Annotated in this window: 19 protein-coding genes and 7 pseudogenes; 15 read left to right on the plus strand and 11 right to left on the minus strand. The window is 69.9% G+C overall.

Annotated elements, in window-relative coordinates:
- Positions 1 to 1,296, minus strand: coding sequence for an ABC transporter substrate-binding protein (locus ACIHAR_RS29165; RefSeq protein ID WP_400022563.1), 1,296 nt, complete (start codon positions 1,294 to 1,296; stop codon positions 1 to 3).
- A 56-nt stretch (positions 1,297 to 1,352) separates the two neighbouring features.
- The gene (locus ACIHAR_RS29170) at positions 1,353 to 2,591 is read right to left on the minus strand and encodes an aminotransferase class V-fold PLP-dependent enzyme (RefSeq protein ID WP_365465904.1); all 1,239 of its coding nucleotides are present in this window, start codon (positions 2,589 to 2,591) and stop codon (positions 1,353 to 1,355) included.
- A gap of 247 nt (positions 2,592 to 2,838) precedes the next feature.
- Here ACIHAR_RS29170 and ACIHAR_RS29175 point away from each other — a divergent pair, with 247 nt between their 5' ends.
- The 3 genes and pseudogenes from ACIHAR_RS29175 to ACIHAR_RS29185 form a co-directional block, all read left to right on the plus strand.
- On the plus strand, positions 2,839 to 3,540 hold the full coding sequence (locus ACIHAR_RS29175; RefSeq protein WP_365465902.1) for an FCD domain-containing protein: 702 nt from the start codon (positions 2,839 to 2,841) through the stop codon (positions 3,538 to 3,540).
- A gap of 388 nt (positions 3,541 to 3,928) precedes the next feature.
- On the plus strand, positions 3,929 to 4,213 hold the full coding sequence (locus tag ACIHAR_RS29180; protein ID WP_400022564.1) for a hypothetical protein: 285 nt from the start codon (positions 3,929 to 3,931) through the stop codon (positions 4,211 to 4,213).
- A gap of 127 nt (positions 4,214 to 4,340) precedes the next feature.
- Positions 4,341 to 4,565: pseudogene (locus tag ACIHAR_RS29185) on the plus strand (transposase); the annotation flags it as partial.
- On the opposite strand, the pseudogene ACIHAR_RS29190 reads toward ACIHAR_RS29185, so the two are convergent.
- Together ACIHAR_RS29190 and ACIHAR_RS29195 are read right to left on the minus strand one after the other, a co-directional pair.
- A pseudogene (locus ACIHAR_RS29190) lies at positions 4,464 to 4,988 on the minus strand (hypothetical protein); the annotation flags it as partial. The pseudogenes ACIHAR_RS29185 and ACIHAR_RS29190 sit on opposite strands and share 102 nt — an antisense overlap.
- Before the next feature lie 199 nt (positions 4,989 to 5,187).
- Positions 5,188 to 6,015: a GNAT family N-acetyltransferase gene (locus ACIHAR_RS29195; RefSeq protein ID WP_400022565.1), complete on the minus strand. Its 828-nt coding sequence runs from the start codon at positions 6,013 to 6,015 to the stop codon at positions 5,188 to 5,190.
- Positions 6,016 to 6,565: 550 nt separating this feature from the next.
- On the opposite strand from ACIHAR_RS29195, the gene ACIHAR_RS29200 reads away from it, so the two are divergent.
- Positions 6,566 to 7,087, plus strand: a complete 522-nt coding sequence (locus ACIHAR_RS29200) for a DUF421 domain-containing protein (RefSeq protein ID WP_400022566.1) — start codon at positions 6,566 to 6,568, stop codon at positions 7,085 to 7,087.
- Between the two features lie 264 nt (positions 7,088 to 7,351).
- Here ACIHAR_RS29200 and secD read toward each other — a convergent pair whose 3' ends face one another.
- The 3 genes from secD to ACIHAR_RS29215 form a co-directional block, all read right to left on the minus strand.
- Positions 7,352 to 9,607: a protein translocase subunit SecD gene (gene secD, locus ACIHAR_RS29205; RefSeq protein WP_400022567.1), complete on the minus strand. Its 2,256-nt coding sequence runs from the start codon at positions 9,605 to 9,607 to the stop codon at positions 7,352 to 7,354.
- A gap of 570 nt (positions 9,608 to 10,177) precedes the next feature.
- Positions 10,178 to 10,852, minus strand: a complete 675-nt coding sequence (locus ACIHAR_RS29210) for a response regulator (RefSeq protein WP_400022568.1) — start codon at positions 10,850 to 10,852, stop codon at positions 10,178 to 10,180.
- Between the two features lie 11 nt (positions 10,853 to 10,863).
- Positions 10,864 to 11,853, minus strand: a complete 990-nt coding sequence (locus tag ACIHAR_RS29215) for a HAMP domain-containing sensor histidine kinase (RefSeq protein ID WP_400022625.1) — start codon at positions 11,851 to 11,853, stop codon at positions 10,864 to 10,866.
- 352 nt (positions 11,854 to 12,205) lie between these two features.
- Between ACIHAR_RS29215 and ACIHAR_RS29220 the strand changes: the two genes are divergently transcribed.
- The 8 genes and pseudogenes from ACIHAR_RS29220 to ACIHAR_RS29255 all read left to right on the plus strand — a co-directional run bounded on the left by ACIHAR_RS29220 (position 12,206) and on the right by ACIHAR_RS29255 (position 16,399).
- On the plus strand, positions 12,206 to 12,517 hold the full coding sequence (locus ACIHAR_RS29220; protein ID WP_400022569.1) for a TraR/DksA C4-type zinc finger protein: 312 nt from the start codon (positions 12,206 to 12,208) through the stop codon (positions 12,515 to 12,517).
- A gap of 46 nt (positions 12,518 to 12,563) precedes the next feature.
- On the plus strand, positions 12,564 to 12,938 hold the full coding sequence (locus ACIHAR_RS29225; RefSeq protein WP_400022626.1) for a TraR/DksA family transcriptional regulator: 375 nt from the start codon (positions 12,564 to 12,566) through the stop codon (positions 12,936 to 12,938).
- Positions 12,935 to 13,756: a rod shape-determining protein gene (locus tag ACIHAR_RS29230; RefSeq protein WP_400022570.1), complete on the plus strand. Its 822-nt coding sequence runs from the start codon at positions 12,935 to 12,937 to the stop codon at positions 13,754 to 13,756. The genes ACIHAR_RS29225 and ACIHAR_RS29230 overlap by 4 nt, the downstream gene beginning before the upstream one ends.
- Positions 13,757 to 13,823: 67 nt before the next feature.
- Positions 13,824 to 14,444, plus strand: coding sequence for a hypothetical protein (locus ACIHAR_RS29235; RefSeq protein ID WP_400022571.1), 621 nt, complete (start codon positions 13,824 to 13,826; stop codon positions 14,442 to 14,444).
- Between the two features lie 19 nt (positions 14,445 to 14,463).
- Positions 14,464 to 14,887 (plus strand): annotated as a pseudogene (locus ACIHAR_RS29240) (aldo/keto reductase); the annotation flags it as partial.
- A gap of 79 nt (positions 14,888 to 14,966) precedes the next feature.
- Positions 14,967 to 15,089, plus strand: a pseudogene (locus tag ACIHAR_RS29245) (RHS repeat domain-containing protein); the annotation flags it as partial.
- Positions 15,064 to 15,291, plus strand: a pseudogene (locus ACIHAR_RS29250) (transposase); the annotation flags it as partial. The pseudogenes ACIHAR_RS29245 and ACIHAR_RS29250, both read left to right, overlap by 26 nt.
- 328 nt (positions 15,292 to 15,619) lie before the next feature.
- Positions 15,620 to 16,399, plus strand: a complete 780-nt coding sequence (locus tag ACIHAR_RS29255) for a hypothetical protein (protein WP_365465882.1) — start codon at positions 15,620 to 15,622, stop codon at positions 16,397 to 16,399.
- A gap of 180 nt (positions 16,400 to 16,579) precedes the next feature.
- Here the strand turns inward: ACIHAR_RS29255 and ACIHAR_RS29260 are convergent.
- Positions 16,580 to 17,364: pseudogene (locus ACIHAR_RS29260) on the minus strand (maleylpyruvate isomerase family mycothiol-dependent enzyme).
- Between the two features lie 590 nt (positions 17,365 to 17,954).
- Positions 17,955 to 18,305, minus strand: a complete 351-nt coding sequence (locus tag ACIHAR_RS29265; RefSeq protein ID WP_400022572.1) for an alpha-amylase — start codon at positions 18,303 to 18,305, stop codon at positions 17,955 to 17,957.
- Between the two features lie 1,215 nt (positions 18,306 to 19,520).
- Here ACIHAR_RS29265 and ACIHAR_RS29270 point away from each other — a divergent pair.
- Both ACIHAR_RS29270 and ACIHAR_RS29275 read left to right on the plus strand, forming a co-directional pair.
- Complete coding sequence (locus ACIHAR_RS29270; protein WP_400022573.1) at positions 19,521 to 19,712, plus strand: hypothetical protein; 192 nt, start codon at positions 19,521 to 19,523, stop codon at positions 19,710 to 19,712.
- Between the two features lie 831 nt (positions 19,713 to 20,543).
- Positions 20,544 to 20,792, plus strand: a pseudogene (locus ACIHAR_RS29275) (transposase); the annotation flags it as partial.
- Here the strand turns inward: ACIHAR_RS29275 and ACIHAR_RS29280 are convergent.
- Both ACIHAR_RS29280 and ACIHAR_RS29285 read right to left on the minus strand, forming a co-directional pair.
- Positions 20,780 to 21,043, minus strand: a complete 264-nt coding sequence (locus tag ACIHAR_RS29280; RefSeq protein ID WP_400022574.1) for a hypothetical protein — start codon at positions 21,041 to 21,043, stop codon at positions 20,780 to 20,782. The pseudogene ACIHAR_RS29275 and the gene ACIHAR_RS29280 overlap by 13 nt on opposite strands.
- Before the next feature lie 648 nt (positions 21,044 to 21,691).
- Positions 21,692 to 22,279, minus strand: coding sequence for a protoglobin domain-containing protein (locus ACIHAR_RS29285; protein WP_400022575.1), 588 nt, complete (start codon positions 22,277 to 22,279; stop codon positions 21,692 to 21,694).
- 1,102 nt (positions 22,280 to 23,381) lie between these two features.
- Here ACIHAR_RS29285 and ACIHAR_RS29290 point away from each other — a divergent pair.
- Positions 23,382 to 23,933: a CGNR zinc finger domain-containing protein gene (locus ACIHAR_RS29290; RefSeq protein ID WP_400022627.1), complete on the plus strand. Its 552-nt coding sequence runs from the start codon at positions 23,382 to 23,384 to the stop codon at positions 23,931 to 23,933.
- Positions 23,934 to 23,967 lie beyond the last annotated feature (34 nt).

Below are 23,967 nucleotides of genomic sequence, written 5' to 3' on the forward strand. Positions count from 1 at the left end.
CTACTTCTTCCACTTCTCGGTCCAGTAGGCGTCCCAGCCCTCGAGCAGGTCCTTGGGCGGGAGCTTGCCGAGGACCATCCTCTGCACGTCCTTGTCGGCCCGCTGCTGCCACTCGGCCCACCAGGCGACGCCGCGCGGCTGGGTGACCACCAGGTACGTGTCCGGGTTCTCCGTCATCGTGACGTAGCTGGCCCACGGGCCCGTCCGGTAGAAGTCGTCCTCGGCGGCCGACTTGAGGATGGGCACCAGGCTGTTCTTCTTGGTGAAGGCCGCCGATGCCTTCCCCTCGGAGAGGAACTCGACCAGCTTCACGGCCTCGGCCTTGTGCTTGCTGCCCTTGGCCACGCCCCACCCGGCTGTGGCCAGGGGCTGCACGGTCTTGCCGCTCGGTCCCGCCAGAAGCGGTGCGGTGCTCCACTGGCCCGGCTCGATCGACTTGGACGCGGAGACCGTGGCGATCACCTCGGGGTCCTGGAGCAGGAACGCGGTCGAGCCGTTGGAGAAGCCCTCGACCATCTCCGGGTAGCCCCAGGCCACGGACGACTTGGGCGACGCCCGCTGGAACAGCTTCAGATAGGTCTCCATCGCGTCGAGCGCCTCGGGCGCGGAGAAGATCGTGCTGCCGTCCTTCAGCAGGTAGCCGTTGGCCGGGTCGATCCGGTCGGCGACGTACGCCTCGATCGCGGCGGTGGCGTTGCTGTGCGCGTTGGCCCCGCCCCGAAAGGCGTAGCCGTACCGGCGCTCGGCCGGGTCGTGGATGGCGGACGCCTGCTCCAGCAGTTCCTCCCAGGTGGCCGGCGGCTTGTCGAAGCCGGCCTCCTCGATGAGGTCGGTGCGGTGGAAGAGGCTCAGCCCGTAGAAGCCGTAGGGGACGAAGTACGTCCTGCCCTCGCCGTTCTCGGAGGCCTCGATGGCGTTGTCGGTCAGGGCCTGTCGGCCCTTCCAGTCGGCGAGGTCCTTCTTCATGTCGTACAGCCAGCCGTTGTTCGACCACGGGCCGACCGTGATGTCCCGCACCTCCAGGACGTCCACGCCGCTGCCGGACTGGAGCATCTGCTGGATCTTCTGGTCCGCCTGCTCGGTGGGCGGGGAGACGAGGTTGACCCTGATCTTCGGGTTCTGCCGCTCGAAGTCGGCTATCAGCCCCTCGATCAGGTCGGTGCGGGCCGGGTTGGTCAGGCTCTCGACCATGCTCAGGGTGACCGTCCCGCTGTCACCGGGGCTCATGGTGGAACAGCCGGTCAGGACCATCGCGGCGGCCGTGCCCAGTGCGAGAGCTGCCGTCCTTCTTTTCATTGTGCTGACCTCTTCCTTGCTCGTGCGGGGTTCGCGGGGGGCGGCTGCGGGGGCGGCTAGAAGGTGCGGTGCTCGCGGGCCGCGCGGGCCCACTCGCCGAGGACGGGAACGCACCGCTCGGCGAAGTACTCGTAGTCCTCGGGGGTGTTGTAGACGTGGGCGGACAGGCGCAGATAGCCGACGCCGCCGAAGCTGGTGAAGGCGGCCTCCACCCCCAGCTCCCCGGCGGCCCGGTCGCGCAGCGCGTCGGCCGCGACCCGGCTGTCGGCCAGGCCGTCCGGCAGCCGCACCAGCCGCATCCCGGGGACGGGCATGCCGACGTCCACCCGGGCGTCCGCGCCGGTCAGGTCGGCGAGCGCGGCGCCCACGATGCGCTCGGCGTAACCGGCCAGGTCGTCCATGTAGCGGCGCGCGGTGGACCAGCCCCAGGTGCTGCGGATGAAGTCGAGCGCGGTCGCCGCGGCCAGCTGGGCGGTGGCGTCCACCGTGCCCTGCTGGTCAAAGCGGTCGGGGTAGGGGTCGGCGGCGCCCCAGGAGTCGATCAGCGGGTACAGGCCGTCCCGCAGCGGCCCGCGGGCCACCAGGGCGGCGGTACCGCGCGGCGCGCAGCCCCACTTGTGCAGGTTGCCCGTCCAGAAGTCGCACGTCAGCCCGTCGAGCGGGGAGGCGATCAGACCGGGCGCGTGCGCGCCGTCCACGAGCAGCGGGACACCGCGGCGCCGCGTCTCCGCGCCGATCAACTCCACCGGCATCCGGCGGGCGGTGGCCGAGGTGATCTGGTCGACGACGACGAGGCCGGTGGCGTCGCTCAGTTCGGCGGCCACGGCCTCGTACGCCTGCTCCGCACCGGCGTCCAGCGGCACCCTGGCGGTGCGGACCCGGCCGCCCCAGCGGCGCGCCAGGCGTTCGGCGCCCATGGTCACGGCGCCGTAGCCGTGGTCGGTGACGACGATCTCCCCGCCGTCGCGGGCGGGCAGCCCGGAGTACACCACGCTCACGCCGGCGCTGGCGTTGGGCACCAGGGCGAGGTCGTCCGGGTCCGTGCCGAGAAAGGACGCGAGGTCGACGCGGGCCGCCGCGAGCCGCCGCGGCAGCTCGGGGAACCACACCACCGGTGCGCTCTCCATCTCCGCGCGCAGCTCGTGCTGCCGCTCCTGGGCAACCCGCGGGACGGCTCCGAACGAGCCGTGGTTGAGGTGCCGCAGGGCGGGGTCCAGCGACCACGCCCGCGCCGCCGGCTCGCCGTCGGCCAGCAGCAGGGGGCGGGGTGCGGTGGTGACCTCGGTGTCGCTCACATGACTCCCATCCGTGTCCGGGCAGTGCCGGGCGCCGTCCCCCGGGGGAGTGGGAGACGTCAGATCATCTGGTCAAGACGTATGATGAGTCGGGATGGTGGCATGCTATTTCCGGCCGTGACAAGACCTCGGTAGCGGGAGAAGTTGGATGACTCTCAGCCGGTACGCGAAAGACATCTGATCTCTCGGCTCGCTACAGTGCAGCGAGGGCCGGCGGCGCCGCCAGCCCGTCATGGGGAGGGATCGGATGTCCGCAGTCGACAGGGCGTTCCACGGCCTACGGCACATGATCGCGACGGGGCGTCTGGGCGCCGGGGAGCGCATTCCGCCGGAGGCGGACCTCTGCGAGGAACTGGGCGTCTCGCGCGGCTCGTTGCGGGAGGCCGTGCGCATGCTGGCGGCGCTGGGCGTGATCGAACCGCGGCACGGCTCCGGCACCTACGTCTCCCAGCTCAGGCCGGAGGACCTCATCGGCAGCCTCTCGCTGACCCTCCAGCTCCTGCCGCTGCCCGGCCTGCTGGAGCTCTACGAGATCCGGCGGGTACTGGAGGCCCACGTCGCGGCCCAGGCCGCCGCCCGCGCGACCCCGGAGACGATCCGGACGCTGTTCTCCCTCATCGAGGCCATGGAGGCCACCGAGGACCCCACCGAGGCCTCGGAACTCGACCACCGTTTCCACGCCGAGATCGCCCGGGCGGGCGGCAACCCCACCCTCGCCTCGCTGCTCGCCGTCTTCCGGGCCCGCTCCCGCAAGTACCAGGTCTTCACCCTGCCCGAGGGCCCGGAGTTGCGGCGCAGGAGCGACGCGGACCACCGCGTTCTGGCCACCGCGATCGCCGACCGCGACCCAGGCGCCGCGGCGGGCGCGGCCGAGGCCCATGTCGCCCAGACGGAACGCTGGTTGCGCGCGCTGATGCCTCCGGTGGAGGAGGACGACACCACCGGCTGACGGCGGTCGTGCCCACTTTTTGTGCGTCTTGGCAGCGCCCCCGCCCTGCGGCGACCTGAAGGCGGCCGGCCCCCGCCGGACCGGAGGAAACGGGGGTGACGTGGGCGGCGTCGGGCGTTAAGAGGCCGGCGTCGGCCACTTTCTCCAGGTGGCGATGGCCCCAGGTCGACATGCGTGGCAGCAGCTCCACCTACACGTACGACCTGAACAGTGACACGCCCGCGACGACGAAGCCGCCGGACCAGGGCCGCGAAGGTACCCGTGGGGACGTCTCCCGCGGTGATGAGGAGAACCGGTGATGATTCGACGCGGTGCCCACACCTTGGCGGCACTGGGAACCGCGCTTCTCCTTGTCTCCTGCTCCGGCGCCACCGGGGATGAACGCCCCGTGACCGAGGAACGTGACTGGCAGTGGGACAAGAAGGCCGACGCGGCCGAGACATCCGCGTTCATGCACGTGGCGATACCAGAGGGCGCCACACAGACCAAGGGTGCCATCCAGCTCAATCCGCAGGGGGACATCTACCTCCTCTCCTTCGTCACCAGCGAGAAGACTGCCGAGGACATCGCGAAGGACCTGCACTCCCAGAAGCCCTTGCAGGTCAGAAAGCACGACGTCCCCCCAAAACCGAGCTCTTCGGCCACCTCGGGCTGGCCGAGCCGCAGACGTTGACCGGAACCCGCTGGGCGGGGGTCTGCCCACCGTGCGTGAACGACGGCCGGCGCAATCGGGTGCAGTGGATCGAGATCTACGTGCAGACGCTTGAGGCCGATCGGGCAAGGGTCTACCTCCAGGCGTTCTGAGCAACGCCAAGAGGCGCGCGCGGGGGCGGTCGGATTTCGACCGCCCCTCCGTCACATCGACCGCGCGTGGTCATCCGCACGAACGCGGCCCACTGCTCGGCGCCGACCGTGAGGAACGCGTCCCGCGGCCGCTTCGAGTCACGGACAACGCGATCCTCTACGTCAACCGCACCGGCATCGCCTGGCGTTACCTGCCCCACGACTTCCCGCCCCACACCACCCAGCCCGTCCACCTGGACCGGATCATCAACGAGACCGGCCTCACCCCCGCGGTCAACCAGATCCAGCTCTCCGGCCACAGATCGGCTTCGTCTCCGCGCCACTCGATCAGTCCGGAGGTCACGACGTGCGTCTCGTCGGCCTCCTCGATCGCGCCCGGCGCAGGAACTCCGCGACGTCGAGCAGCCCGTACGCCATGCCCACGAACTGGTCGTCGATGCGGATCCGGCGGCCGCCGTCCGCGGCGGGCGGGTGGACCATGATGAACCGCGCCACCTCGAAGTCGACCCTGTTGCCGTGGAATCCGCGGTACCGGGCGAGCTGAGCGTGGTAGCCGGCCACTTTGGTTCCGTCGCCCAGCCCGTAGGCAGGTCGGGACTCGCTACGGCGGTGCTGAGCATCGGTTCGGGCAGCGTCCACGGCATGCGCGATGCCTGCCACCAGGCCCCTAGGTCACGCGGGTGCTCCGTGACACCAGGGCGCGTGGACAGCCGGGGCTTGGCTTTGTCCGCGGGAACGGACAGCACTTCGGCAGCGGTCCGGGAGGTGTCTCGGCACTGGCTCGGATGTTCACGGGTTCCGACAGCACCGGGCCCTCCCGGCGCGCCGAGCGCGTCGGCGGTCTCAGCGCCAGTCGTCGATCACATACGCGTCAGGGTGGCTGTATCCGGGTTCGTTGGGCCTGTGCATGGTCACGCCCTGCAACCAGGTGCGGAAACCGCGGTCGATCATGCGCCGGTAGGCATCCGGGCGGCCCAGGTTCATTCCGGCGTCCAATTGCCCCAGTCCGCGCTCGGCGGCCAGCCGCTCGCACGCGTCGAGCAGTCGCTCGAACCGGTCGGCGGCCTCCGGACCGGGACGTACGGCACCGAATTTGACGAAGCACACGTCTGTGCCGGCCTCCGACCCGGCTCCGCAGTGGCAGACAGCCAGGCCATCGAGCTCGGAGCCAGCGCCATGGAGCAGGACGGTGTCACCGAGTCCCTGCGCGTGCGTGGCCACGATCTCGCGTTCCAGGCTCAGGCCCTCGTACACGGCTCCGGTCAGTGCGCGACAGAGACTCAGCGCGTCGGGCCGCTCGGCGGCGGGCAGTTCGCCATAGAGCACCCGGCCGGAGACTGCGGCACCGTCTGCGACCTGCTTCTTCATGATGGCTGTGAGGAATCGAGGCCAGAAACCGTAGCGCCGGTACAGCTCAAGATGCTTGGGACTGTGCGAAAAGGTGAACAGGCCGACGTGGCGGTTCCCCCATGCGCCGAAGCAGTCCATGACCGGCTCCATCAGACGCCTGCCGATGCCCTGGTCCCACAGATCCGGACGCACGGTCAGCGGTCCGAAAAACCCGACGCTGCCCCAGTTGGTGGCGAAGTTCGATCCAACTACCTCACCCTCGACCGTAGCCGCGAACGCCGCCCGCGGATCGGCCGCCCAGCGCGTACGGACGTAGTCCACGGTCCCGAAAGGATCAGGTGCCCCCAGGAAGGTCCCGAAGGCGACCCTGCAGATCTCATCGGCCCGATCCAGGTCCGCCTCGCCCAGCGGGCGGACTGATGCAGGGGCCGCTCCACTCTTGCGCTCCGCTGCTGGTGAGACCATCGCTCTCTCCTTCCCACCCCCGTTCCATCGCACCACGGAGGTACGCCGGAGGCGAGGCGAACGGTACGGCCCGCGCTATACCCGAAGAAGATCGAGGACCAAGCCGGTCCACCTTGCCTTTCGGCGGCTTCCCACCATGCCGGTAGCCGGTGGTGGTTTTGTTCACGGATCACGACAGCGGTCGAGATGCTCAAGCGCCGGGTGTACGGTCGCGCTGGCTTCGGCCTCCTACGGAAGCGGTCCTACTCGCCCGCTGAGCAGGCGGTCCCCGAGCGCAGATCGGTTCGGGTCCGGAGCCGGCACCAGCACGGCCGGCGTCCATTTCACCGGGCGTAGCGAGCCTCACCGCAGCCGTACGGCACCCGCTCAGCGCGCCGGCTGATACCAGACCGGATAGACAGAGCGCATGCCTGATCTGAGCGCAATGTTCACGCTTGAGACGCCAGTCCTTGAGCTCATCATCCGCGGTGCGGTCATCTTCCTGTCGCTGCTGCTCCTTATGCGCGTCACCGGCCAGCGTGAATCCGGCGGCCTCGGCCTGACCGACGTGCTCCTGGTCGTACTGATCGCCGAAGCCACCGCAGGAGGGCTCGTCGGCGACTCCCACTCCGTGACCGACGGCCTCATCGTCGTGACCACGATCCTCATCTGCAGCGTCGCCGTGGATGCCGCCGCGTACCGGTTCCCTCGCTTCTCAGCAGTGGTCAAAGCCAGACCCAAGACTCTGATCGAAGACGGACGGTTCGACCGCGCAGTGATGCGTCGCGAGTTCATGACCCCCGAGGAAGTCCGCAGCCAGCTACGCCTGCACGGCATCCAGGACCCCGCCCGCGTACATCTGGCCTACCTCGAACCCAACGGAATGATCAGCGTACTGACCAGTAAGAACGAAGAATCAGAACCACCCCAGCACCCTCCAACCCACTGATGCGCAGCTGGCTGCCCGCGTGCCGGCCTCCGTCATCCCGGTGGTGTGCGTGGCTCTGGCGGGGCGCTGTCGTGCGAGGAATGGCCCGGTGTCAGGCGTGGGCGGTGGCGCGAAGGATGCACCGCAGCATGAGCTGGCGTGAGCCCCGCCATCCGGAAGGGCCGGAAGCCGGGCCGGCACGCCCGGTGGAGAACAGTGGGTCCCGGTGGCTTCCTGCGCGCCACCGGGCCCGGGCCGTATCAACAGGCGAATCCGCTGGTCGGGTCAGGGCCGGCGGGGTGGGCGGGTCCCGTCGCCGCGCCGGTGGAGTTCCACGGCCACTGGAGCAGCGGTGAAGACGGACGAGTACGTACCGACGGCCAGGCCGATGAGGAGCGCCAGGGCGAAGTCGGTGAGTGAGGACCCGCCGAACACGGCTAGGGCGGTGAGGATGAAGGCGGCGCCCATGCCGGTGTTCACGGTGCGGGGCAGGGTCTGCAGGATCGCCTCGTTGGCGATGGCGCGTAGCGGCGTCCTGGGGGACTTGCGGGCTAGTTCCCTGACGCGGTCGAAGAGGACCACGGAGTCGTTGACCGAGTAGCCGATGACGGTGAGCAGGGCCGCCACGAACACGCCATCGATGGACTTGCCGAGCCAGGCGAAGACGCCGACGAGGATGACCACGTCGTGGGCGAGGGCTGCGACCGCGGCGGCACCGAACAGCCAGCGGAAGCGCGCGGCGAGGTAGACGAGTTGCGCGCCGAGGGCAACGGCGAGCGCAATCAGGGCGCCCCGGCGCAGCTCCTCGCCGAGGCTGGGGCCGATCAGTTCGTCGCGGACCTTGTCCGCCCCTCGAGCAAGGTCGCGCACGGCGTCGGTGACCTCGGCCTCCTCTGCGTTGGTCAGCGGATCGGTGCGCACGGTCAAGCCGGTGTCGCCGGAGGACTGCACGACGGCGCGAGGGAATCCGGCATCGGCGAGCGCGGTGCGAGCCCGGTCGGCGTCGACGGGGGTGGTCGTGGCGTACTCGATGAGGCGGCCACCGGTGAACTCCACGCCCAGGTCGATGCCGCGCACCGCGATGCCCGAGGCGGCCAGAACCAGCACGGCGGCGGAGGTGGCCAGCCAGCGGCGGTGGCGGCGCATCAGCTGGGGGTTGCGGCGGGTGATGCGGTCGCGGACGGCACCGGTGGCCGCGATGCCGGTGAGGCGGGGCCGGCGGCGTACCCGGGGGCGGCTCGTGGCGTACTCGGCGAGCACGCGTGTGATCACCAGGGCGCTGAACATGGAGGCGAGCACGCCGATGCCGAGGGTGACACCGAAGCCCCGCACGGGTCCCGAGGCGAGGAAGAACAGCAGGGCGGCCGCGATCAGGGTGGTGATGTTGGAGTCGGCGATCGCGCTGAAGGCGTTGCGGAATCCGGCCGCCAGCGCCGAGCGGGCACTGGGGCGGCGGCGGGCCGCGTACTCTTCGCGGGCCCGTTCGAAGACCAGCACGTTGGCGTCCACGGCCATGCCGATCGCCAGGACGAACCCGGCCAGGCCGGGAAGGGTCAGGGTGGCGCCGAGCGCGGCCAGGGCGGCGTAGGAGACGAGGCCGTAGCAGGCCAGGGCGACGGCGGCCAGCACGCCCATCAGCCGATAGATCACGATGATGAACAGCGCCGTCAGCGCGGTGCCGATGACCGCTGCCCAGGCGCTGGCCGTGATGGCCTGCGCCCCCAGTGTCGCGCCGACGGTGCGCTGTTCGACGGTCTCGACCGGCAAGGGCAGGGCCCCGCCGTTGATGAGCAGGGAGAGCTCGCGGGCTTCCTCCGGGCCGAAGGAGCCCGTGATCTGGGTGGCGCCGTCGCGGATACCGGTCTCGCAGGCGACGGACGGGTCGACCTGTGGTGAGGAGATGACCTTCTCGTCGAGGACGATCGCCACCCGCCGCGCCGGGTCGCCCGCCGGGTGACAGGCGGCCTCACCGGTCAGCCGGGCCCAGCCCTCCCGGCCGGCGCCCTCGAAGTCCACGGTGACGTGCCATCCGGCCCCGCCCTGCTGGTCGAACCGGGCGGCGGCCTCCTTGACGTGCTCGCCGGTGAGGGCCCCGGCCCCGAGGCGCAGCAGCGTGCCGGACTCGTCGGGCAGGACGTGTTCCCGGGGCCGCTTCGGCAGTGGCCGGGGGGTGCCGTCGGAGCTGTCAGCGGTGCCGAGCACCGGGTGGAAGGTGAGCTGCGCGGTACGGCCCAGGACGTCGGCGGCCTTCTTCGGGTCCTGCACACCGGGCAGCTCGACGATGATCCGGTTGTCGCCGGAGCGGACGAGGGTGGGTTCGGCGACGCCGAGCGCGTCGATACGGCCGCGCAGCACCTCCAGGGCGCGGTCGGTGGCCTCGCTGTCGGCGTCGGCGGTGGGGGTGGAGCGGGTCTGAAGCACGATCTGCGTACCACCGCGCAGGTCGAGTCCGAGGCGGATCGGCACGGTGACGGCAATGGACAGGGATACGGCGATCACGGCGAGGGCGAACAGCGCCCTCACCCGGGCGGAACGGGTCACAGGAAGCCTCCGGCAGGCGCACCACGACCACCGAGGGAGCGGTCTGGGTGCTTCGAGGAGAGGAAAGGGGGTGGTGTCAGGTGCCGGAGGTGTCAGGCGGTGCCCGCCCGCGGTCATGGGGTGCGTGAGGATCTGGGGCTGAGGCGTGCCTGGTCTGCGTCGAAAGCCGCGCCAGGCCGGGCGGAGTGACGGCCGTGCCCTGGGCGCAAGTGGCGAGGTGGCAGCGTGGAGCAGGATGCTCGCGGTGCGGCTCCTGGCGTGTTGCCGCTCGGACGGTGCAGGCGGTGCCACATCCGTCGTCGGCGCGCGGCCCGGTGTCCCGGTGGTGGCCGGCTGTTGGCGCCACGTCGGCCGTTGGGCCGCCCGTCGCTGCGGGCCCGGCGAGGCCGAGCGCGGCCAGCAGCGTCAGGACGACGGCCGCCAGTACCGCGACGGCGGGGGGCCGGACGCTGCTGGTGCCGGGGGCGGTGCGCGCGGTGTCGTGCATGCACCGCCCCCCTTTCATCCTGTTTCATCCTGGTCTGTGGTGCGGGCCCGAATCCCTCGGGTCCCCGTCGTCGGGCGGGGAGGTCAGAGTTCGATCAGGCCGGCGCGGATGGCGTAGCGGGTGAGTTCCAGGCGGTCACGCAGGCCGAGTTTCTGCAGCAGGTTGGCGCGGTGCCGCTGGACCGTCTTGATGCTGATGAACAGCAGGTCGGCAATCTCCTTGGACGAGTGGCCCTCGGCCACCAGTTTCAGGACCTCTTCCTCGCGAGGGGTGAGGATCTGGTCGGGGGTTTCCTCGCCGTGACGGGCCCGGTCGAGGTAGTTGCGGATCAAAGCGGTGACCGCGCCGGGATACAGGAAGGGCTCGTCGCGCATGGCGGCTCGGCAGGCGGCGACCAGGTCCCGGTCGGCGACGGACTTCAGCACATACCCGCTCGCGCCCGCCTTCAGGGCCCGGAAGAAGTACTGCTCGTTGTCGTGCATCGTGAGCATCAGGATCCGCAGGGCCGGTTTGAGGGTGGCCAGTTCGCGGGCGGCCTGCAGTCCGGTCAGGCGGGGCATGGCGATGTCGAGTACGGCCAAGTCGACGTCGTGGGTGCGGGCGAGCTCGATGGCCTCGGCGCCGTCGCCGGCCTCGGCGACCACTTCGAGGTCCGGTTCCCGGTCGAGGATGAGCCGCACACCGCGGCGGACCAGCGCGTGGTCGTCGGCGAGCAGAATGCGGATCGTGCTCGTTTCCGTCCTGGAGGGCGTGGTCATCTCAGGCATGGTCAGGGCTGCTTCCTGGAAACGGGAGCGGTGAGCTGGACCCCGGTGCCGGTGCCGGTGCCGGTGTCGGTGCCGGTGTCGGTGCCGGTGTCGGGGGCCGGGGTGATGTCGAGACTGCCCCCGATGAGCAGGGCCCGCTCGCGCATGCCGCGGATGCCGGCGCCTTCACGGGGGGCCTTGATACCGGTGCCGTCGTCGGTGACCGTCAGCACCACGCTGTCGTCGGTGTGACGCAGGGCGACGGTGACCCGCTGGGCGTTCGCGTGGCGGGCGACGTTGGTCAAAGACTCCTGAGCGACGCGGTACAGAACCAGTTCCGTCTCCGGCGCAAGGGCCGGCAGGTCGGCGTCGAAGCGGCGGGTGACCTGCAGCCCGGTGTGGGTGGCGAAGTCCTCGGTGAGCGAGGTCAGGGCGCTGACCAGACCCAGGTCGTCCAGCACGCCGGGCCGCAGCCGGCGCACCAGGCGGCGGACCTCGTCCAGGCTCTCCCGGGTGATCTCCTGCACCTCGTGGAGCTCCTGGCGCAGCGGCGCCGGTGCGTCGTCCGCGGCGCGTTTGAGTCCCAGCAGGATCGCGGTCATGGTCTGGCCGACCTCGTCGTGCAGTTCCTGTGCGATACGGCGGCGTTCGGCCTCCTGAGCCAGCAGCGCCCGGGCACTGCTGGTGGCCCTTTCGTGTTCCAGCCGCTCGAGCATGGAGTTGAACGTGCGGATCACTTCGGCGACCTCGCCGCCACCGGAGGCGGGCAGGCGCTGCCCGGGGCGCAGCAGGTCCACGGTGGTCATCAGCTTGGTGAGCCGGTCCAGCGGGGCCAGGCCGAGCCGCAGGAGTGCGGCGTTGGCGACCAGCATCACGGCCAGACCGGCGACCAGGATGATCGCCTCGGTGAGCAGCACCGGTACGGAGACGGTTACCGGAGCCCACAGCAGCAGGGCCGTGGCTGTGCCCAGCACCACCGCGTTGAGGGCGAAGATCCGCCAGAACAAGGACACCGGCAACACGCCTTCCCTTCTTGTCTTCACCTCCACTGTGCGGCCCGCCAGGTTCACGGTGCCGGGTGATCGAAGTGAGCCTGGAGCCAGCCTGCCCCGTCCCGCGTGTCCCGTCGATGGGGCGCGGACCCCATTTCCGGGCCTGCGCACCACCGACGACGCCGCCGCGTGGATCCCGTGGCCCGGTGCAAATGGGGCCCGCGCCCGATAGGTATCCACCGCCGACCCGGCCAGGGTGGAAGGCACCAAACCAGCCGAACGGTTGCCCTGCAACGCCGCCAGGCAGATCGCCGCCCGGCACGCGACCGCGCGATGCCACGCGTGCGGTAAAACCTCGAGAAAGGGATTGCCCATGTCACTCGATGTCACCCGGGCCGAACCCCACCCGCATGAGGCGCGACAGCGCCTGGAACACGCCCGCAGCTCCCGGCTGGCGCAGTTGCAGGCCCTCAAGGAGACCGGACAGACCTCGGACGACTACCTGCTGTCCGAGCAGAAGACCGCGATGGAGCGAACCCTCAAAGAGATCGAGGAAGCCTTCGCCCGCATCGAGAACGGCAGCTACGGAACCTGCCTGGGCTGTGTCAAGCCCATCCCCGGGGAACGGCTGGAGATCCTCCCCTACACCCGTTTCTGCGTGGCCTGCCAGCGCCGCGCCACCTGACCACCGCCCGTTTCGATCTCCTGCGCCCTGCCCTCGAAGGGGTGAACTGGTGAACCACCAGACCATCAGCCAGAGCACGGCACGGCTGTCGGCCGAGGACCTTGCCGCCCTGCGCGAGAACCTGCACGAGCAGCGCCTGTTCCGCCAGGAGCAGCTGCGCCAGCTCGCCGGACCGGTCACCTCCCGCACCGAGGACCGGCTCCAGCAGCGGGCCGCCTCCCAGATCGAGGTGCACATCAAGCTCACTGCCTCCGCCCGCATGGTCCTCGCCGACGTCGAAGCAGCTCTGAATCGCATGGACGACGGCTCGTACGGCACCTGCCACCTGTGCCGGCGCCGCATCGACCGGGAACGGCTGACGATCGTGCCGCAGGCCCGCTACTGCGCCCGCTGCCAGCAGGTCAAGGAGGCCATCCCATGACCGGCACATCACACCCACACGCCGCCGCCCCACACCGGCCCTGGCCGATGTGCCGGCGCTGCTGCGGCATTGCCCTGGACATGGGCAGCGCCCGCACCCGCGCCTGGATCGCCGGCAAGGGCGTGGTGGTGGACGTGCCCACCGTGACCTTTCCCGGCACCGGCGCGGTGTACCCCATCCAGCGCGGCACCATCATCGACATCCCAGGGTGCGCTCGGATGTTGGAGCGCCTGCTCCGCCACCGCCTGCCCCGCTTCACCCGGCCCATGGTCATCGTCACTGCTGCCGTCCTGGACGGCGTCGCCTACCGCACCCAGGCCCGCGCCGCAGTCGACGTGCTGCGGCCGTACAGCGTCCTGACCGTGCCCAGCGCCCGGGCCATCGCCATGGCGGCCGGTGCGGACCTGTCCCGTCCGCTGATGGTGGTGGACATCGGCGCCCACCTCACCGAAGTGGTCTTGCTGGTCGACGGCGCCATCACCGACGCGCGCCGCACCGCCCTGGGCACCAGCGACCTGGACGAGACGACCACACCCGAGCAGATCGCCGAGGCGGTGACCTCGATGCTCACCGCGATGCTCCGCCAGGACCGCACCTCGCTCACCGTCGATGCCCTGCACCGCGGTGTTCTCCTGGCCGGCGGAGGCGCCCTGCGCCCCGAGATCACCTGCCACCTCACCGACCGGCTGCATACGCCGCTGCGCGTGGTCCCGGCCCCGCACACCGCAGCCGTCCGCGGCGCCGCCAAGCTCCTGCAAGCCGCCCACACCCACCCCTCCGCCTCCGACCCCCTCCCGCCAACTGTCCGCCCCCACTAGGCCGCGCTCTCGTCCCGTTTTCCTCGGCACTCCGCATCCGCTGCGTCCACCGTCGAAAGGAGGACACATGCCCGGCCGCACACCCCCACCCCCACCCCCGCAGGAGCTACCCCAGGTCATGCTCTGGCGCCTGCGGCACAACCCCCTGCGCCGCCCCAGCGACTTGCTCCAGGCATGGATCGGCCTCGGCCTGATCCTGGCCGCGCTGGCAGCCACTCCCATCGCCATGTTCCTGGTCGGCGACGCCGCCTACCACCACTACACCCGCACCGCCCACCACCAGGCCGCCACCCGCCACCACACCACCGCAGTCCTGCTCGAAGACGCCCGGCGCCACCCCGAACCCGGCTCCGCCGAAGCCAAGAAAACCCGCTACCCGACCAAGGTCCACTTCACGGACCCCAACGGGCGCACCCGCACCGCAACCACCGACGTCCAGCCCGCACTGCCCGAGGGCAGCACCTTCCGCGTCTGGGCCGGCACCGACGGAAAGATCACCGACCCGCCCCTGAGCCCCAGCCAGATCCGCGGCCGCAGCATGGGCTCCGCCATCATCGCCGCCCTCGGCGTCCACGCCACAGCAGCCGCCGCCTACGGCACCGCCAGCCGCATCATCCACCGCCGCAACCTCGCCGCATGGGACACCGCCTGGGCCGAAACAGCACCCCGCTGGACCACATCGCCATAGCCCTCAACCCACCGAACAGATCCCCCAAGTCACCCTCAACAACGGTCCACAGATGCCGATCCTCCGCTTCGGCGTGTACAAGGTCGCGCCCGAGCAGACCGAACAGGCCGTCACCGACGCACTGGCCGCCGGCTACCGCCTCATCGACACCGCCGCCGGCTACGAGAACGAGGAAGCCGTCGGCCGCGCCATCGCCAAGAGCGGCATCCCCCGTGACGAACTGTCATCACCACCAAGCTGTGGGTCCAGGACTACGGCCAGGAGGCACCAAGCGCGCCTTCGACCGCTCGCTCGACCGCCTCGGCCTCGACCTCTACCTGATCCACGAGCCCTTCGGCGACTACTACGGACCCTGGCGGGCCATGGAGGACCTCAACCGGGACGGTCGCACCCGGGCGATCGGCGTCAGCAACTTCTACCCCGACCGGCTCGCCGACCTCATCACCCACGGCGGTGGACGCACTCGGCCGCACGGTCGAGCTCAAGCAGTACACCGACGCAGCACGCACCGCCTCGCAGTCCATGCACCACCGCTACGACAAGCACGGCCGCCTCAGCCAGGTCACAGATCCATCCGGCGCCAAGTGGACCTACGCCTACGACATCCGTGGCCGGAAGACCGATGTCGTCGACCCGGACACCGGCAGGACCCGCACCGCATACGACCAAGGTGACCGCATCACCGACGTCACCGACGCGCGCGACCTCGCAACGACTGGGCCGCCACCGTTGGACCGTAGAGAGCACCATGGCCTGGCTCGCCCGCTGCCGCAGCTTGCACCGACGCTACGAACGCAAAGCCGACCACTTCCTCGCCTTCACCAGCATCGCCTGCACCCTCATCTGCTGCCGCCGGCACTGGCGTGCCCCCCACGGGTGTGGAACGTCTTCGCCGCCCCGCAGGTTGGCCGCCCACTTGCCGTCCTGCGTGCGCTTCACCGGCCGCTCCTGCTTGGTGGCAGGGGCTAGGGAGAACGGGGTGCAGCCGGACGGGGGACGCAGGAGCCACGGTACGAGGGCGTGCGGGAGGTGGCTCATCATCGGCCCGGTCGTCGGGATGTGCCCGTCCGGCCCTTGACCGGGTGCCGCTTCGACGGAGGATGGGGGAAGAGAGCGGGTCTGCGTGGTGAAGTGTGGGGCTGTGACAACTCCGATTGCAGGGAGCGTTTCTTCCGATGACCGCACAGCCCGCACGCCCTGAGCGCAGCGGCCCCGTGACCGCCTCGGTCATGGATGTCTCGCCGTTCAAGCCTTCTCTCGTCAAAGCGGTGTTCAGGGACGTGACCCCGATGCACGTCTCTCGGTCGGCCGCGTGGGCCGCCGCGTCGGTGACGCGGACAGTGCTGACGGAGATCATCGACGGCGCGAGGAGAGCGGCGGCGGAGGAGGCCCGGAAGAAGCTGACTCCCGGGGACCTTCTCTCGGCGATCGACCGGAACGTCGAGCTCGAGGTGGGGGACAAGTGGTACGACCACAGCCCGACGTTTCGAGGCCTGACCGGTGTCCTGTACGACGCCGAGGGTGTCATCGTGCCTTCTCGTAAGCGCAGCAGGTCGCGCAAACCGAGTGCTGTGGTCGGCGCCCACAGGTTCGAGGCCGGGGTCAAGAAGCTGCTGCGGAGCCAGGGGGCGACGGCCGTCCCAGCGATGGTCCGCGACCTGGACGGAATCGCGAGCGTGTTCCTGACGGACCTCGCCCGGGACGCGGCCATGGTCGTCCGCGAGGGCGGGGTCAAACGTTTCGGTGCGGTCACCCTGGTGATGTCGGGCGAGCCGACCCCACCCCCGGTCCTCGAGGATTCCCTCCGGGCCCTGTCCGCCCGCAGGGGGGACGGGCGGACCATCGGCAGGGATGACATCTTGGCCGCCACCACGATGCAGTTGTTCGGCGGCAATCTCAGGCAGCGGGCCCTCACCGAAGCACGCGAGGCGACACAGAACACTTCGGCCGGCTGAGCGGGTGCGACCGACATCGCCGCCTGCACCCTCATCTGCTACCGCGGACTCGCCACATGAGATGGCCTCTCAGTCCGCCCTTGAGGCGTGAGGGCGGTGCCGAGTTCCGACAAACCCTGCGAAGCTGAGCAATCGTGTCCCCTTCGGCCCGGAGCGCAGCAAGTGGCGCACGGTTACGTCCTACTCCTCCGGATCCCAGGCGCGGAGCAGGTCGAGCAGACCTGCGTCTCCGTCGATCTGCACGGAGTCCGCCGGGATACGGTCGTAGATGAAGAGGACCAGATCACTTGCCGTGCCCCTGACAGCGGCGCCGGCTACGTCCGGGCCCTCGCCGGTAACGGTGGTGGGCAGACGGGTGGACCGTGCGCCGTCCCCGTCGACCGTGAGGCGCCAGGAGTAGCCCTCGGTAGCGTGGAAGTCGAAGGCAGTGGGCTTGTGCGGCCAGGCGGCCGTCGTTGCGCAGCAGGTGGACAGAAACTCGTCGACACCGTCGAGTGCCACCTCGTCCGACAGCGGCTGCGGGGCGCCCAGGGTGAGCTGAGCGTCGTAGCCGTGCACCGCGGTCTCCTGGACCCGGTGCCGGGCGACGCCACCGGAGTTCTGCGGCGACTGCGACGTACCCCACCACGTCCAGCAACCGCGATCCGGGCCCGCCTCCCGCAGCGCGCTCAGCAGCAGCTGTGTCGACTCGGCCAACCAGGCCAGCAGGGCCTCACGCTCCCGCGGCGCAGCCACGGCGGCCCGCTCGGCAGCGGCATCGGCCGGTGGAGCGTCAGCGGGTCCCGCGCCGACGATGGCGGCCCAGAAGCGGTCCCCCCACCCAGGTGCTGCACCAGATCGAACAGCGTCCACTCGGGGCAGGTCGGCACCTGCACGTCGAGGCTGGGCGCTGAGGCGACCGCGGCGCGGAAGGCGGTCGACCGCTCGTCAATCAGCTGCCGCAGGTCAGAGAACTCAAGTGTCATTGCCACACCGGGTGTCTATCACCCTGTTCCGGCAGCCGGACAGTGAATTTCGCACCCGACGCGGCGGCGGCACGGCAGGGCCGCGCGCCCTCTGATGACGCGGTGTCCTCGTTTTGACGACCAGTTGACCGGGCCCACGCTCACCGCTTTTCGGGCCGAACGCAGAGGCAGGGGCCCGGACATCGGCCGCCCGCCCGAGCACGACCTGCGCCGCCGGTCGGTGTCGAGTTGGCGCTCCCCGCTGGTGCTCACGGTGCGTTCCTGGCCGAGATCCCACGGGGCCGGAGAAGAGCCCCGTCTGCACGTTGGACACGCGCAGCGGGGCGTCTTCCTCCCGCCAGTCCGGTTGGTCGGGGTCGATACGCAGCCGCAGCCCGGCATCGTCGAGGTCGTAGCGAGCCCGAGAGCGCTCGGGGAACGTCCAGTTCCGCAGGTAGTGATCGACCCAGCGGTCCGTGCTGAGCCGTGGAGCGGTGCGGTCGTCCTCGAGATCTTGCGCACGGGTCGAAGGTTCTGGAAGACCCGCGTCATCAGCCATCATGACGCCCTCCTGGCCGACGGCGAGTGCGGGCCAGGTAGAGGGGCAGGGCTCATTCCACGGACGTGACACCGGCGGCCGCGGCGGGCGCGGGGCAGAGGGCGACGTGGTGGACGTGCCCGTGCCGGCCGAGGTATCCCTCGCCGATGGTGGTGACGTCACCAGGTGGCACGGCGTAGCACGGCCCCTCGGCGCCGTCCTGGTAGACGACCTTCACGGTCATCGTTTCGGCGCAGGCGTTCTCGGCCTGCGTGTACCGCCAGCTCTCGTACACGGTGACACAGGAGGGGGCCGGCTCCGTGGCCGGGAACGCGGCGGAAGCCGGGCCGGTCGCCATGAGCGACAGGAGGAGCGCCCCTCCCATACCCGCGCCGGCCCATCGACGAAAGACTTGGATGCGCATGACTGATCGCCTTCTTTCCCTGAGCGTGCGTCATCTCCTGAACGCACAGGCCCTTGTGGGTGCGCCATGCGTTCAACCATCGAAAGCTTTCAGGGCGAGTGGACGGGCGCAACAGGGTGGCCGTGCTTCCGGTCAGGAGGCAGTTTCATGCCCGCACCCACGTGACCTGTGCGAACGCGGCGCGGACGGCGGAACGGTCGAGGCGACCGTTCAACCATTTCATGTACGTTAGGGGGACATGCGTGATGATCCACAGGTCGCGGGCCTGTGTGCGGGCAAGGACCTGCCGGGTCCTGCAAAACCTTCGGTGACGCATCGGTCCGGTTCTCACGTGCGTTCACCCGCCGTCGAGGTGCGGCACCGGCACCGCGAGGCAGCGCCGAACCGCATGGGACATGCCTCCCGACACGCATCAGGGTTCCCTCCGCACGCCTCGGTGCTTACCTGCGTGAGGGCAACGACAGGGCAACGGGCGAGAGGCTGTTCACGAACGGCAGCCGCTACTCACCGCGCGAGCACATGAGCATCAACTTCAGCATGTGGTTCATCGACCTTTGCCGCGCTGGTGTGGGCGGGACGGCGGCTGTGGCCTGCGAGGCGCGCCAGGAGGCTGTGTGCGCGAACTTGCCGTCTCCATGCTGCCGGCGTAGGCGCCTGTACACCCCTGCGGCTGTTGGACTGGGAGGGCTGGGGCCAAGCTCTGGAGGGGTTCGAGACCGCCAGCTCTGCGCCTACACGCTGCTCCAGTCGGACACTACCGCCCGCGCCCGTGCCGTCTTGCCGGTCCTGGGTGGCCTGGCCGGCCTTGCCGCCGAAGCGACCGTCTGCGCCCGGCTGTTGCGGACTGTGGCCCACGGCGACAGGCTGGTCCTCGAGGACGGACTCCGGGGCTGGTCCGGGGAATTCCGCCGGCGTTGACGGCAAGGGCCGATCGGTGCTGGTTGCTGCGGCTCGTTTCTGAATGCGGCGGGAGCTGCGACGGTTGACGCTGGAGGCAGGAGGGGCACTGCCACCTGGTCGGGTATGTTGCTGCGGTGCATCGTGCGTTGACCGCTCGCGCGGCCAGGGGAGAGGGCGAGAGGGTCCCGGGCGAGCGATACAGTGCGCGCCGTGGACATACCCGGCTGGTTCATCTGGATCGCTCTCGGTCTTGCCGTCTTGCAGGCCCTTGGCCTCGTTTCCGTCATCCGTCGATTGCGCGGATGTGACTCCGCAGTGCGCTTCGAGACGCGCCTGAACCTGCTGGACGCCGTCGGCTCCCTGCTGCTCTTCGGCGGCCTGCTGCTGAGTCTCGTGGTGGCGGAGTCCTGGTTCTGGCTCGCCTTCGCCGGCTTCGCGCTCATGGCTGCCGTGTACGCGGTGAAGGGCGTTCACCTGCTCCGCGCCCGCCGCCGTCCCACGGTCTGATCCGTAAGACAGGTTTTTTTACCGCCGTACGGCTCGCCTGGCGGGTACGGACGGGGGCGTGGATGCGGCCGCGGCCAGGGCTCCGGGCCGGCCCGGCGGTCGACACAGCGGTGTGTGCGGCTCAGGTGCCAGCGGTGATGGGTCGTGCCCGCGCGCGGGGGCTTTGTCCGCGGGCGGCGGGGGCCAGCCGGCGGCCGGGCGCGGCGGGATCAGTGCCGGCGGGGCGGCCGCTCGTCCGCGAGCCGGTGGACCTCTCGGGGAAGGAGCAGCTCGCACACCTGGGGTGGATTCCGGTCCGAGGTCGGACAGTGGGCCCGCAGGCACTACAAGGCCTCCCACGGCGATGACCGGCTCGCCCGGCCGTGTTCAGGTCCGCCGATGACCTCTCTTTCGACCGGGTCCGATAGCGATTCGAGGTCGGCCAGGCCGGGTCCCCTGGTCTTGTGTCGCCCGGAGGACGAGCCGGGCCGCCCCTGGCTCCCGCCGAAGCGTACGGAGGATGTGTCGGCGGCCGGCTGAGCGTGCCCGAGGGCGAAGAGATTCCTGCCGGAGCGCTGGAGCCGGGCTGCATGACCAACGTCTGCACAAGATCTGGGGATCGACGCGGCGCGTGGGGGGCCGGGACGTGTCGGTGTGTCGTGCCTTCCACGCTGCGACGCACGCCCCTGCGGGGTGGGGGGTTCGGTTAGTACCCCCGATGAACCCGACCTGCCACGCCTGGCGCAGAGGCAGTTTTCTAAAGGGATACCGCCGGTCAGCTCCCGGCGGACGGCCGCCCCGTCTGCGCAATGCGACCAGGTGCCGCATCGCGCAGCACAGAGTGGCGGTGGCGCAGGTCCTCGGCGGCGTACGCCCGGCAAGCTCCACGGAGACAAGGGCTACGACTACAACCACCTGCGGCGACGGTGATTCCAGCGGGCTGTCCGTCACCGCATCGCCCGCAAGGGCGTCGAGACCTCGCATCGACTCGGACGCCACCGGTGGACGATAGAGCGGACGATGGCCTGGCTCGCCGACTGCCGTCGACTCCACCGGCGTTTCCACCGGTGTTACGGACGGAAAGCCGATCACTGGTTGTAGTGGGCGACACACGGGAGAGGCCGCTTGTCCGGCGGCAGATGGGCCCTGCCGTCCCACTTCGGCTCGGCGGCCCACGCGGTGGGCAGGGCAGGATGGTCCACGGCCTCGCCGACGCCCTCGAGCAGATCCTGCGCCGCATCCGCCACCCAGTGCAGCTGCCCGACCTGCCAGGCCGGCGGCGCCCGGATGTGGCGCGGGGTCTGGTCGTTGAAGGGCTGGTGGACGTGGTCGTGGTGGATCCACGGGAACATCGGGTCCAAGATCAGACGTAGCTGCAATGGAGGTGTTCCGGCCTCCCTGACGCAGGCCGCACCGCACGCCGTCGGTGGCCGGCGAGGGCGCCGGCCGCCGAGGGCGGACGAGGCCGATCACGGCACGAGCGTCGCCTCGCCCCGCGCTTCCGACACTGCTCCCTGCCGGTCATCCGGCGCCGGAGCACCTCCTCTGCCTTGGCCAGAGCCAGACGCACCCTGTCCAACTCCGCGACGAGTTGCGCCCGGCCGGCCGGGACTGCCGCAAGGGCTTGCGTCTGGACCGACTACCGTGACGTCATCCAGGCCGCACACCGGCAGCTTGGCGGCCCAACTCGGCTGGTCTGCGACAAGCTCAGCACTCACCTGACCGCAGGCATGCGCGATACATTGCCGAGCGGGACTGGCTCACCGTGTGCCGGCTTCCGCCCTGCGCACCGGACCTCGACCGGTCGAGGGCAGTTGGTCGGGGCTGCGGCGCACGCCTTCGGCCAACCGCGCGTTCGCCGACCCGCAGGACGTGATCAAGGCCGTCCGGCGGCACTTACGCCAGCTCCAGTACCGTCCGATGTCCTCGACGGCTGCCGCGTCGGCACCGGGCTCGTCCCCGCATCCACCATGAGGGCATCACGCGTTCAAGGTCGATAGTTACCAGGCGTGAGGCGCATAGGGGTGTGTCCACAGTGCAACTTGAAGCGTGACTGACTTGAACCATGCTTGGTGCATGGCGTCCACCTGCTCCTCGGAGTGGCCACCGGCGGCCAGGAACGGCCGAATGGTTGCGGTGATGGGGTAGATGAATGCGACCAGGTAGCGCAGCGACACAAGGGGAACCGAGTGCACGTGGTCGGTCTGGTTCTTCTTCGCCGGCGTATGTCGTACGGCGATTTCCTCTTGGTAAGCCAGCCAGGTGGCGTCGTAGGGACGCATGCAGGTGTCCTCGATCCACTTACCGAAGCGAGGGCGCACTGAGGCCAGGTATGCCTGGATGGGCTGTCCTTCAGGTGTGGAGAAGTAGGCCACGAGATGCTCGTGCGAGCCCACGAACCCGTACCAGACGTCGAGAATGTCCTCGACTTGCTCTTTCAGGACGTCCCACGCCTGGTGCAAAGCTGTCTCGTCGGCTTCGCTGAACAGGACCGATGCTTTGAGTTTTTCAAGATCCTGCTGCGTTACTGGCGACGGCGGAAGGCCTGCGTCACCGTATTGGTATCCCGGCGGGGCTGGCGTGCTCATGATCTTCTCCCGATTTTCGGACTTCGGCGAACCTGCGGGTGACGCCTTCGTGCCATCCGTGGTCCCGGCCTCTGCGGCGACGCTGCGTTGTCGGGCCGTCTAGCCCTGGCCAGGCGCACCCGTCGTCCCGAGGCGACTGCGCGCTCCTGCGAGCGCGTACCCCAGCCCGAGGTGTCTGCCCACCAGCACGATGGTCGGTTTCGTGCAGCGTGGAATTCGGCTGTCCGATGCCTGGACGGGGCAGCGGCTGCCAGAGGCGTGGTGGAAGGAAGATGGTGGACAGGCGTGACGACCGAGCGATGGGGCTGCGTACGCGCCCTTGTAACCCTCCTTGCCCGAGAGGAATGACTGCTGACAACACTGCACTTGGCCGACGGTCCTGGCAGTGTGGGACGCTCTGGTCGAGTGACGGTTGTGTCAGCAGATGTATGCACCATCCCCAAGGGCTGGGAGCAGAGCACCTTCGCCTGTCCTGTTTCTCACAGCTGACCAGCGATCTGGCCGCCGGGCCGACCAAGCTCGCGGCTCGTGGATGACCGACGTCATCGACCGACACGGACGTGCTCTCGTCGCGACACCGGACACCCGCACCCCTCACTACAGCGGGATTCCTGACGCTGCAGTTCCTCCAAAAGCTGACCACCTCGAGGACGACCGACCACCTCGAACGACCTGGGGACGTGCACCCGGGAAAACGAGCGGCCCCAGCGGGGTCGAGGTGCTGCAGGACTCCGAGCCCGTATCCAGGGCGTCGTGCTTGGACCGGAATCCGATGAGTGCGTGCCACGCCGTACGGCCTGGTTCCACGACCTGACGCGGGAGGAACGGCGGCTCGACGCGTACGCGACGGCAGGGGGATCCAGGCGGGGCGCAGCCCGCACGCCCTCGTCACCGCGCGCCGCGGCCGCGTGGGCGGCACCAGCGTGGCGATCCGCCCCGTGGCTGACGCCATCGGCCGAGGCCTAGCCGCACCGTACCGCACCGTAACGGTTTCGCGAGTAACATATGCAGCTGACTCCGTGTACGTACGAGGAGGCCCACGATATCGCCGCGAACGACCGAGGCCAGTCCGCTGACGCAGCCGCCGGCGGCTGACGTAGTCCTGCGGTTCGTCAATACACACCCCTCGGGACCTCACCGGCTGCCCGAGCGCTTCGCCAGCGCGAAGGACCTGCACGCGTGGCTGCTGGAGCAGGCCATGGGCTCGGAAACGACACATGTCACGGAGGCCGACGCGGCCGCCGCCCGTGAGCTGCGCGAGGCTTTGATCACGGTGCTGCTGGCTCACTCCGCCGACCAGTCCACCACGTCCGACATGCTCGCCGAGGCGGAGTCGTACCTGCGCCATGCCGCATCCCGGTATCCGCTCATCACGGTCGTCACCGCCTCGGGAGCATCCCTGGCGCCCGCCCAGAGCGACGTCCCCGGGCTGTTTGGCACTGTGCTGGCGAACGCCACCGAACTCGCCCAGGCGGGCGTCTGGGACAGGGTTCGGGCGTGCCGCCACCAGCCGTGTCACTTCGGCTTCTTCGACCGGACACGGAACAAGAACGCCGTCTACTGCGGCCCGAAATGCGGCTCCCGCGAGTCCATGCGCGCCTACCGGCAGCGGAAACGGGCCCTGGCCTCCCAGCGCGACGCACTGCCGGAATGATCCCGCGGACATAACCGTGCGCCGGTGCGCCGGG

The sequence above is a fragment of the Streptomyces sp. NPDC052016 genome (assembly GCF_044548445.1).
In the GTDB taxonomy this organism is placed as follows: domain Bacteria; phylum Actinomycetota; class Actinomycetes; order Streptomycetales; family Streptomycetaceae; genus Streptomyces.

What these genes read in the sequence shown, in the direction of transcription:
- ACIHAR_RS29165 (WP_400022563.1), bottom strand. Translation starts at nt 1,296, where the DNA reads ATGAAAAGAAGGACGGCAGCTCTCGCACTGGGCACGGCCGCCGCGATG.
- ACIHAR_RS29175 (WP_365465902.1), top strand. Translation starts at nt 2,839, where the DNA reads ATGTCCGCAGTCGACAGGGCGTTCCACGGCCTACGGCACATGATCGCG.
- ACIHAR_RS29200 (WP_400022566.1), top strand. Translation starts at nt 6,566, where the DNA reads ATGCCTGATCTGAGCGCAATGTTCACGCTTGAGACGCCAGTCCTTGAG.
- ACIHAR_RS29210 (WP_400022568.1), bottom strand. Translation starts at nt 10,852, where the DNA reads ATGACCACGCCCTCCAGGACGGAAACGAGCACGATCCGCATTCTGCTC.
- ACIHAR_RS29220 (WP_400022569.1), top strand. Translation starts at nt 12,206, where the DNA reads ATGTCACTCGATGTCACCCGGGCCGAACCCCACCCGCATGAGGCGCGA.
- ACIHAR_RS29230 (WP_400022570.1), top strand. Translation starts at nt 12,935, where the DNA reads ATGACCGGCACATCACACCCACACGCCGCCGCCCCACACCGGCCCTGG.
- ACIHAR_RS29235 (WP_400022571.1), top strand. Translation starts at nt 13,824, where the DNA reads ATGCCCGGCCGCACACCCCCACCCCCACCCCCGCAGGAGCTACCCCAG.
- ACIHAR_RS29255 (WP_365465882.1), top strand. Translation starts at nt 15,620, where the DNA reads ATGACCGCACAGCCCGCACGCCCTGAGCGCAGCGGCCCCGTGACCGCC.
- ACIHAR_RS29265 (WP_400022572.1), bottom strand. Translation starts at nt 18,305, where the DNA reads ATGCGCATCCAAGTCTTTCGTCGATGGGCCGGCGCGGGTATGGGAGGG.
- ACIHAR_RS29280 (WP_400022574.1), bottom strand. Translation starts at nt 21,043, where the DNA reads ATGTTCCCGTGGATCCACCACGACCACGTCCACCAGCCCTTCAACGAC.
- ACIHAR_RS29285 (WP_400022575.1), bottom strand. Translation starts at nt 22,279, where the DNA reads ATGAGCACGCCAGCCCCGCCGGGATACCAATACGGTGACGCAGGCCTT.